Here is a 6,079-nt window from a genome sequence, read left to right on the forward strand (position 1 = left end):
CCCAAAAGCCTTGAAGCCGCGAACGCGGCCACACCTTCCGGGTGTGGCCCTCGCGGATCAGGTGGCGAAGCTAGGCACCCACCCCGGGACTGCCAACCGCCTCACCGTGGGAAAAACAGGGGAACTGCCCTCCAGAACGTCCACTGGATGGCACCACCCCCGCCCACCCCGGCGGAAGACTTCAGAATTTCGGAATCCGCAACGTCTTGCTGATCATCGCGCTGCCGCTGACCACGTAGAGCAGCGCCAGCGGGTGCAGTTGGAGCGGGCCCAGGTTCCACACCCCGCCCCACAACGCGTCTCCAATGCGGCCCTGCCAGGTCGCCACCGCCAGCACCATCACCAGCACCAGGCTGGTAGGGATGGGGGTGCCCTCGAAGTACTTCACCTTGCCGGTTCCGTCGGACAGCTCCGCGGACGTGACATTGAAGCGCGCCAGGCGGCTGATGCCACACGCGACGAAGTAGAGCAGCGCCGCCACGTCCAGGTTGCCGCGCAGGCCCACCGCGAACGCCAGCGCCGCGGGCGCCATGCCAAAGGAGATGACGTCCGCCAGCGAGTCCAGGTCCGCGCCCAGCGGCGACTTGCGGAAGCGCCACCGGGCGATGCGGCCGTCCGCCACGTCCATCGCCAGCGCCACCGGCATCAGGCAGAACGCCACCCACAACCAGCGTGGGTTGTTGGTGGCCAGCGACTGCATGGCCGCCAGGATGGCCCCGGCGCCGGAGAAGCCGTTGCCGAGCGTGACGAAGTCCGCCAGCACGAAGGTGCGAATCATGGAGAAGTGGCGGCGCTGGCGGCGCGCCGCGGGCGGCGACGAGGGCTCGGACGTCATGGCTCACATGTAACACACACCGTCTTTCCGGCTTTCCCAAACCCACGACGCAACGCATCCGTCCGTTTCGTCTCCGTGGAAAAGTCAAATCCCAGAAACATTGACCGGCGAATCGCCACCTTCCTAGTCTCCGGGCCGCCATGCCCGAGCACATCCCCGATAATCTTCCTCCTCGCGGTGGGTTCCGTTCTGTCCGGACCCGCCGTCTTTCTTTCTCCCTCATCGCGTCCCTGGCGCTCGCCGCGTTCAGCAGCGGATGTGACGACAAGGAGCCGGTCGACCCGACTCCGACGCCGACCACTCCGAAGTACACGGCGAAGATCAAGCGCACGTCGTACGGCATTCCGCACATCACCGCGGACAACTACGGCAGCCTGGGCTTCGGCCAGGGCTATGCCTTCGCGCAGGACCACGTCTGCACCCTCGCGGATCAGGTCCTCAAGGTGCGCGGCGAGCGCGCGCGCTACCTGGGTCAGGGCGCGGGCAACAAGCACGTGGGCAGCGACCTGGCGTACCTGGCCATGGACCTGATGGGGCGCGCGGAAGCGGCCTTCCCCACCCTGTCCCAGGAAATGCAGGACATGGTCACCGGCTATGTGGCCGGCTACAACAAGTACCTGCAGGACACGCCCCCGGAGGCCCGTCCCACCGAGTGCGCCAACGCGGCCTGGGTCAAGCCCATCACCCCGGTGGACCTGCTGGCGTACAACACGGACCTGACGCTGCTGGCGGGCATCAACGCGCTGGCGCTCACCATCCCGTCCGCCACGCCCCCCACCGTGGGCGCGCAGTCCGTGGACCCGAAGCAGGCCGCGCTGCGCCCGCAGATGCCGTCGCTGGAGGAACTCCAGCGGCTGAAGCTGGCGGACTTCGGCAGCAACGGCTGGGCCCTGGGCGGTGAGCGCACCGACAACGGCAAGGGCATGGTGATGGCCAACCCGCACTTCCCCTGGGAAGGCGAGCTGCGCCTGTGGGAGAGCCAGCTGACCGTGCCGGGCCAGATGAACGTCTACGGCGTGGGCCTCATGGGCGTGCCGGCGGTGCTCATCGGCTTCAATGACAACCTGGCCTGGACGCACACGTTCTCCGCCGGCCAGCGCGCGACCATCTACCAGGTGCAGCTGGTCCCGGGGAAGCCGACCGTCTACAAGTACGGCACCGAAGAGCGCCAGATGACCTCCAAGACCTTCACCATCCTGGTGAAGCTGTCGGAAGGGTCGCTGACGAACTACACGCAGACCGTCTGGTTCAGCCACTACGGCCCGATGATCGCCTTCCCGGACTCGGCCGCCCCGGCGGGCTTCCCCCCCGGCGCGCTGGGCTGGAACAGCCAGACGGCGCTCACGCTGCGTGACGCGAACATCGACAACACCAAGTTCCTGGACCAGTTCCACGGCATGAACAAGGCCAAGACGCTGGCCGAGTTCAAGAGCGTCTACGCCACCGAGCAGGGCCTGCCCTGGGTGAACACCATGTTCGCCGACAAGGACGGCAACGCCTGGTACACGGACGCCACGCCTACGCCCAACCTCACGAAGGACGCGTACACGAAGTGGGCCACCGAGGCGAACACGCCCGCCCTCAACGTCACCTACGGCATCTTCCAGGCCCTGGGCTTCGTGGTGCTCAACGGCAGCGATCCGGCCAATGAGTGGCAGGTGGAGCCGGGCTCGCGCAGCCCCGGCCTCGTGCCCTTCGCCAAGGTGCCGCAGCTGGAGCGCAAGGACTTCGTCTTCAACGCGAACGACAGCTACTGGCTGGCCAACCCCGCCGCGCCGCTCACCGGCTTCTCCCCGCTGCACGGCTTCGAAGGCGTCGCCCAGTCGCCGCGCACGCGCATGAACGCCAAGGTCCTCACGGAGGCCACGGCCACCGGCGCCTCCGGCGCGGACGGCAAGTTCAGCTTCGACGAGCTGAAGACGGCCGTGTTCAGCAACCGCAGCTCCATGGAGGAGCTGCTGCGCGCGGCCGTCGTGGAGCGCTGCACGGGCAAGACGACGGCGACCTACAACGGCACCGCCGTGGACATCAGCCAGGCCTGCGCGCTGCTGGCCGGCTGGAACGGGCGCTACGACCTGGACCAGAAGGGCGCGTTCATCTTCCGCGAGTTCCTGGGCGCGTACACCGGCGCGCAGCTGGTCAACAAGGGGCCGCTGTTCGACGTGGCCTTCGACCCGGCCAACCCCATCGCCACGCCCAACACCCTGACGCCCGCGCCCGCCACGGGTGACGACCCGGTGCTGGTGAAGCTGGCGCAGGCCGTCTTCACCATCAACCGCTCCGGCAACGCGCTGGACAAGACGCTGGGCCAGGTGCAGTTCACCACCCGCTCGGGCACCGCCATCCCCCTGCACGGCGGCATGCACCGCGAGGGCATCACCAACGTGATGTCCTACGGCGCCGCCCGCACCACGGTGTTCGACTTCGCCCAGCCCCACACGGCCACGTACAACGCCAACACCCTGCTGGCGAAGGAGGGCTACCCCATCAACAACGGCAGCTCCTTCATCATGGCGCTCCAGTTCACCGACGCGGGCCCCAACGCCAACGCCGTGCTGACCTACAGCCAGTCCGGCGACCCCAAGTCCCCGCACTACGCGGACCAGACCCTGCGCTACTCCCAGAAGCAGTGGCGCCCCATCCTCTTCACGGACGCGCAGATCAACGGCGACGCGAACCTGGTGGAGACCACCGTCTCTGGCGGGTAACCGCTTCCGCTTGAAGACCTGAAGTCTCTTGAAGGCCCCGGGAGCCACCGTGCTCCCGGGGCCTTCTTGTTTTCATGGGGAATCGCCGTTGAAACTTGTTACATGGAACGGAATAGGCAGACAGGGCGGGCAGCCCTGGCGTCTGGGTTCAGCATCCAACAGCTGACATCCAAGGGGGCCTCCGAGGCGAACACACAGTCCGTGACGCCGTCAGGGCCGAGCCGATGTGTCGTCTCAGCAATGTCAGCCTCCAGGGCTAGTTTCTTGACCGCGGCTGAAGAGCAGGATGTCCCATAGGCCCAGGGAGAAAGCCCGGACGCGTACCGACCGGGACGGCCGCTGGGTCCGACACGAAGGAGTCGCGAACGCCATGGCACTTCCGGTCTACAAGACAGACGTCATCGACAAGGTGTTCTTCCTGCGCTGGGACGCTCCACCGACGCCGGAAGAGATTCAGGCGGTGTTCCAGAAGATGCAGGCCGCCTACCAACAACATCAGCAGCAGCCGCTGGTGCTGGTGACAATCGCGGGAGCGAAGTCCGCGGTCCCCAACAGCGAACAGCGGCGGCACCTGTCCAACATGCTGTCGGACGCGCGGGCGCTGTTCTCCGAAATCCACGTCATCATCGAAGGCAACGAGCTGCAGCACAACCTCCAGCGCGTCATCGTGTCGGGGATGCTCATCGTCACGCGCACGTATGACGACCAGTTCATCCGCGTGCACAAGAACGCGGACGGGGCGGCGGGCTTCATCGCCCGGCGGCTGGGCGTGGATGGAACGCAGCTGGTGAACGAAGCGCGGTCGCGCGGCGTGGTGATGTAGTCCCCGGGGGGATTCGGGGGCCCTTCAGAAGGGCCCCCGGCCCCGGAGAGAGAAGCCTTCGCGCGGGCGACCTTTTCAGCCCCTCGCGCCCTGCCCCACCGGGCGGGCCGGACGGGTGGCGCTGACGGAGCCGCGCACGTAGCGGTGGTCGAAGAGGTCCACGTAGAGGTACTCGGGCCAGGACACCATCGCGCGAGCCCCCAGCATCACGCCTCGCATGATTTCACTCACCATCAGCCCCGCGGCGGTGGTGGCGCCAATCACGCACGTGGGCGCGTGGCCCTTCCCCTGGTAGCAGGCATCCATGTACTCCTGGAGCATGTAGCTGCCCAGGTGCGGGATGATTTTCGGCAGGTCGATGCGGCCATCCGGGAGGATGAAGAGCTCCTCGTAGAGCGGCGCGTCCGGCTGGAAGACGTGCAGCGCGGCGCCAAAGCCCAGCATCAGCCCGGTCATGATGGGGATGCCCATCTCCCGGCACGTCTGGTGGAGCGACTCCTTGGCGCGGGCCCCCGCGATGTCGATGACCTCCACCACGTAGTCCACCGGCGGCAGGCCGCCCAGGCCCTGGAGCACGTGCGCCACGTTGGCGTCGGTGATGCCCTCCTTCAGCTTGTGCACGCGCAGGTCCGGGTGGATGTCCCGGCACATGCGCTCCACCACGTCCACCTTGTGCTGGCCCAGGGTGCTTTCAAAGCAGCCAATCTGCCGGTTGATGTTGTGGCGCTCGTAGACGTCGAAGTCCGCGAGCGTCAGGCAGCCGAAGCCCAGGCGCGTCAGGTCCACCGCGCACTGGCCTCCGGCGCCGCCCACGCCGGCGACGAGCACGTGGGTGCTGGCGAGCTTGTCCATGGTCTGCGGGTGGAGGACGCCCAGGTTGCGCTGGAAACGGGGGTTCACGTTGCTCATGGAAGGGCTCCCTACTTGCGCATGCAGACGTAGAAGTTCTCGCCGTAGTAGTCGTCGCCGTCGGCCACCAGCGCCTCGCTGAAGCCCACCTTCTCCAGCAGCTTCACCGCCTGGTCCGTGTCCAGGAAGGTGACCATCTCGTTGGGGTCCGTGGTGAGCCGCTGGGCGCAGGTGCGGTGGTGGTTCACCGCGCGCTGGAGGCTCTCCGTCCAGCGTCCCTGGGACTCCCATTCCCGGATGGAGTTCTTCAGCACCAGCTCCAGGTCGGGCCGGGGCCGCTTGTTGCTCGTCATGCACAGGACGCCGCCGGGCTTCAGGTGCGTCCAGGCCTCGCGCAGCACGGCCTCCGGGTCCTTCACGTAGAAGAGGACGTTGTTCATCACCACCGCGTCCGCGGCCCCCTCCACCTCCAGGGGAAAGGTCGTCACGTCCCCGGGCAACAGCGTCCAGCGGGCGCGCACCGCCTCCGGCTCCTTCGCGCGGCGGCGCACCGCCAGGGCCAGCATGGCCTGGTTGTTGTCGAAGCCGACGACGCGCTGCCCACGCCGTACCAGGGGCTCGCTCACGAGCCCCGTGCCACACCCCGCGTCGATGACGTAGGAGCGCTCCCGGGTGTCGCGGAGGATCTTCTCGCGCTGCCGCTGGTAGCACGGCAGCTCGGGGATCATTTGATCGTAGCTGTGCGCGAAGTCGTTCCAGATGTTGTCGACGAAGACGGTCTCGGGCATGGGTCCTCCCCCTCCGAGGGGAGTCAGGGTGAGACCCGATGTTGTCTCCCGTCCCACCGCCCCCGGGCGATTGCCC

5 protein-coding genes are annotated in these 6,079 nt (G+C 67.4%); 2 read left to right on the forward strand and 3 right to left on the reverse strand.

Translation table 11 applies throughout. The features are described 5' to 3' along the window. Positions 1 to 181: 181 nt before the first annotated feature. Positions 182 to 835 (reverse strand): phosphatidylcholine/phosphatidylserine synthase, encoded by a 654-nt coding sequence (locus D7Y15_RS41605; RefSeq protein WP_120581342.1) that lies wholly within the window; start codon positions 833 to 835, stop codon positions 182 to 184. Positions 836 to 975: 140 nt separating this feature from the next. Between D7Y15_RS41605 and D7Y15_RS41610 the strand changes: the two genes are divergently transcribed. Further along, a complete protein-coding gene (locus D7Y15_RS41610) occupies positions 976 to 3,543 on the forward strand; it encodes an acylase (RefSeq protein WP_121756036.1) in 2,568 nt (855 codons plus the stop codon). A gap of 370 nt (positions 3,544 to 3,913) precedes the next feature. After that, positions 3,914 to 4,366 carry a DofA protein gene (locus D7Y15_RS41615; protein ID WP_120581340.1) on the forward strand — a complete coding sequence of 151 codons (453 nt, stop codon included), beginning with the start codon at positions 3,914 to 3,916 and terminating at the stop codon, positions 4,364 to 4,366. Between the two features lie 75 nt (positions 4,367 to 4,441). Here D7Y15_RS41615 and D7Y15_RS41620 read toward each other — a convergent pair whose 3' ends face one another. Next, positions 4,442 to 5,275 carry a ThiF family adenylyltransferase gene (locus D7Y15_RS41620; RefSeq protein ID WP_120581339.1) on the reverse strand — a complete coding sequence of 278 codons (834 nt, stop codon included), beginning with the start codon at positions 5,273 to 5,275 and terminating at the stop codon, positions 4,442 to 4,444. 11 nt (positions 5,276 to 5,286) lie between these two features. Beyond that, positions 5,287 to 6,003, reverse strand: coding sequence for a class I SAM-dependent methyltransferase (locus tag D7Y15_RS41625; protein WP_120581338.1), 717 nt, complete (start codon positions 6,001 to 6,003; stop codon positions 5,287 to 5,289). Positions 6,004 to 6,079 lie beyond the last annotated feature (76 nt).

It is taken from the genome of Corallococcus sp. AB030, from assembly GCF_003668965.1.
Classification (GTDB): Bacteria; Myxococcota; Myxococcia; order Myxococcales; family Myxococcaceae; genus Corallococcus; species Corallococcus exiguus.